Origin of the sequence: Streptomyces torulosus, assembly GCF_001419765.1 — a bacterium.
GTDB classification, from domain to species: domain Bacteria; phylum Actinomycetota; class Actinomycetes; order Streptomycetales; family Streptomycetaceae; genus Streptomyces; species Streptomyces torulosus.
This window is the reverse complement of the sequence record NZ_LIRK01000889.1, coordinates 1-3,173: the sequence shown is the minus strand read 5'-3', so window position 1 is coordinate 3,173 and position 3,173 is coordinate 1. Positions and strand designations below refer to the sequence as shown.

3 protein-coding genes are annotated in these 3,173 nt (G+C 74.0%); 1 reads left to right on the top strand and 2 read right to left on the bottom strand.

Features of this window, described 5'->3' with window-relative positions:
• A partial coding sequence (locus tag AOK23_RS41920; protein ID WP_055717637.1) for an acyclic terpene utilization AtuA family protein occupies positions 1–1,212 on the bottom strand: 1,212 nt, incomplete at its 3' end.
• A complete protein-coding gene (locus AOK23_RS41915; protein WP_055717636.1) occupies positions 1,209–2,003 on the bottom strand; it encodes a TIGR03084 family metal-binding protein in 795 nt (264 codons plus the stop codon). The genes AOK23_RS41920 and AOK23_RS41915, both read right to left, overlap by 4 nt.
• Positions 2,004–2,235: 232 nt before the next feature.
• Between AOK23_RS41915 and AOK23_RS41910 the strand changes: the two genes are divergently transcribed.
• A partial coding sequence (locus AOK23_RS41910; RefSeq protein WP_420823802.1) for an EamA family transporter occupies positions 2,236–3,173 on the top strand: 938 nt, incomplete at its 3' end.

Sequence of the window (3,173 nt, the reverse complement as noted above, 5' to 3'; positions counted from 1 at the left end):
GTACTCGGCGTCGAAGACCCCGTAGGGGGCGCCCTTCCCCGGCGGTTGCGGGACGTGGAAGCCGGGGTAGCTGGCGAGGGCCAGTTCGATGGCGGCTCCGCTGAAGGCACGGCCGACGGCCTCCGGGTCCGGGTCCCGTACGACGAGGCGGAGCAGCGCGCTGGCGGTCTCCTCGGTGGGGGCGTCGGGGTGATCGGTCCGCGCCAGCTCCCAACGCACCTCCTTCAGCGGCGACTTGGCGAGGGCGTCCGTCATCTGAGCCTTCACGACGGCGGCCTTCGCCTCGATGTCGAGGCCGGTCAGGACGAAGACGACCTCGTTGCGGAAGCCGCCGAGCCGGTTGAGCCCGACCTTGAGGGTGGGCGGCGGCGCCTCGCCGCGTACGCCCTGGACGCGGACCCGGTCAGGGCCGTCCTGGGCGAGCCGTACGGTGTCGAGGCGGGCGGTGACGTCGGGTCCGGCGTAGCGGGCGCCGGCCGTCTCGTACAGCAGCTGGGCGGTGACGGTGCCGGTGTCGACGAAACCGCCGGTGCCGGGGTGCTTGGTGATGACGCTGCTGCCGTCCTCGTGGAGTTCGGCGAGCGGGAAGCCGGGGCGGCGGATGTCGCCGTCGGCGAAGAAGGCGTAGTTGCCGCCGGTGGCCTGGGTCCCGCACTCCAGCACGTGCCCGGCGACGACGGCGCCCGCGAGACGGTCGTAGTCCCCGGGTCCCCAGCCGAAGTGGGCGGCGGCCGGCCCGGTGACGAGCGCGGCGTCCGTGACGCGGCCGGTGACGACGACGTCGGCGCCCTCCCGCAGACAGGCCGCGATGCCGAAGCCGCCGAGGTAGGCGTGCGCGGCGAGGCTGCCGGGGTGCCGGGCGGTGAGGTCGTCACCCTCGACGTGCGCGACCCGTACGGGGAGGCCGAGCCGGTCGGCGAGCGCCCGTACGGCGTCGGCGAGTCCGGCGGGGTTGAGGCCCCCGGCGTTGGTGACGATGCGGACGCCGCGCTCGTGGGCGAGGCCCAGGCACTCCTCCAGCTGGCGCAGGAACGTGCGCGCGTACCCGGCGGTTGGGTCTTTCAGGCGGTCGCGGCCGAGGATGAGCATGGTCAGCTCGGCGAGGTAGTCGCCGGTGAGGACGTCGAGGTCGCCGCCGGTGAGCATCTCGCGCAGGGCGTCGAAGCGGTCGCCGTAGAACCCGGAGGCGTTGCCGATGCGCAGCACGGTCATCGCGCCGCCTCCCCCGGCTCGCGGCCCGGCCCCGGCGGGCCCGCGAAGGCCTGGGCGATGTCCAGCCAGCGGTCGGCGTCGGCGCCCTCGGCACGCAGGGCGAGGTCGGCGCGGTGGGCGCGCTGGGTGACCAGGAGACAGAAGTCGAGCGCGGGGCCGGTGACGCGCTCGGCGGCGTCCTCGGGGCCGTACGCCCACAACGCTCCGGAGGGGGCGGTGAGTTCGACGCGGAACTCCTCGAAGGGCGGGGTCAGGGAGTGCGCCCCGAAGGAGAAGTCGCGGGTGCGGACGCCGAGGCGGGCGACATGGCGGAGCCGGTCGGTGGGGGCACGGGTCACGCCCAGTGTGTCGGCGACGTCCTGGCCGTGGGCCCAGGTCTCCATCAGCCGCGCGCTCGCCATCGACGCGGCCGACATGGGCGGCCCGAACCAGGGGTAGCGCGCGCCGTCGGGGGCGGCCCGCAGCGCGTCCTCCAGGGCCGTGCGCCCCGCCCGCCAGTCCGCGAGGAGCCGGTCCGGCGGTCTGTCCGCGCCCTCCTCGGCGCCGTTGTCCACGAAGTCGCCGGGCTGCGTCAGCGCGTTCTCCACCTCGTGGGCGAAGGCCTGCTGATCGGTGACGGCGAGCAGCGCGGCACGGTCGGTCCAGGCGAGATGGGCGATCTGGTGGGCGATCGTCCAGCGTGGCGCGGGGGTCGCGAGCGCCCACCGTTCCACGGGCAACTCGGCGACGAGGGCGTCGAGTTCGTCGCTCTCGGCACGGAGGTCGTCGATGACGGGCGTCGGGTCGGCCATGGGGGGAGGATGGCAGGGCGACCATAAACAAGCAAGCATGCTTGCATTTTTAGTTCAGGGAGGGCGGGGTACCCAGAGGGATGCGTAAGCCTCAAAAAGATTTACACCCCTGTCTCAGTCCACTAGCCTGGACTGTGCAGTCATCCACATTGAACGCACCCCTCTCCTCCCCCGCTCCTGGACGGCCCTCGTGACACCTCCCAGTGCTGACCGGCCCGCACCCACCCCTCCGGTGTCGACCACCTCGTCTCCCTCCTCCTTCACCACCACCCCCTCCCCGGCTTCCCCCCGCTTCGCGCGGGCCCGGGGTCTCGGTGCGCTCGGGCCCGTCGGGCTGGTGCTGGCCGGTGGGGTGTCGGTGCAGTTCGGTGGGGCGCTGGCGGTGAGCCTGATGCCCCGGGCCGGGGCGCTCGGCGTGGTGACGCTGCGGCTGGCGGTGGCCGCGCTCGTGCTGCTCGTGGTGTGCCGGCCCCGGCTGCGCGGGCACTCGCGCGCCGACTGGGGCACCGTCGTGGCCTTCGGCATCACCATGGCCGCGATGAACGGCCTCTTCTACCAGTCCCTCGCCCGTATCCCCCTCGGCCCCGCCGTCACCCTGGAGGTGCTGGGCCCGCTGACCCTGTCCGTCGTCGCGTCCCGCCGCGCGGTGAACCTCGTGTGGGCCGGGCTCGCCCTGTGCGGCGTCTTCCTCCTCGGCGGCGGGGGCGGCGGCTTCGGTGACCTCGACCCGGTCGGTGTGGCGTTCGCGCTGTCCGCCGGGGCGATGTGGGCGGCGTACATCGTCTTCAGCGCCCGTACGGGCCGACGGTTCCCGCAGGCCGACGGACTGGCGCTGGCCATGGTCGTCGCGGCGGTGCTGTTCCTGCCGCTCGGGGTGGTGGAGTCAGGGGCCCGGCTCCTCGCCCCGACGACCCTGGCGCTGGGCGCCGCCGTCGCCGTCCTGTCCTCCGTCCTCCCCTACACCCTGGAACTCCTCGCGCTGCGCCGCCTGCCCTCCTCCACCTTCGCCGTCCTGATGAGCCTGGAGCCCGCGCTCGCGGCAGCCGCCGGCTTCCTCATCCTCGACCAGACCCTGTCCGCGACGGAGTCCCTCGCGATCGCGCTGGTGATCGGCGCGAGCATGGGGGCGGTACGGACGCAGGTGGGGCGGAGGAAGGCGAAGGGGGTGGC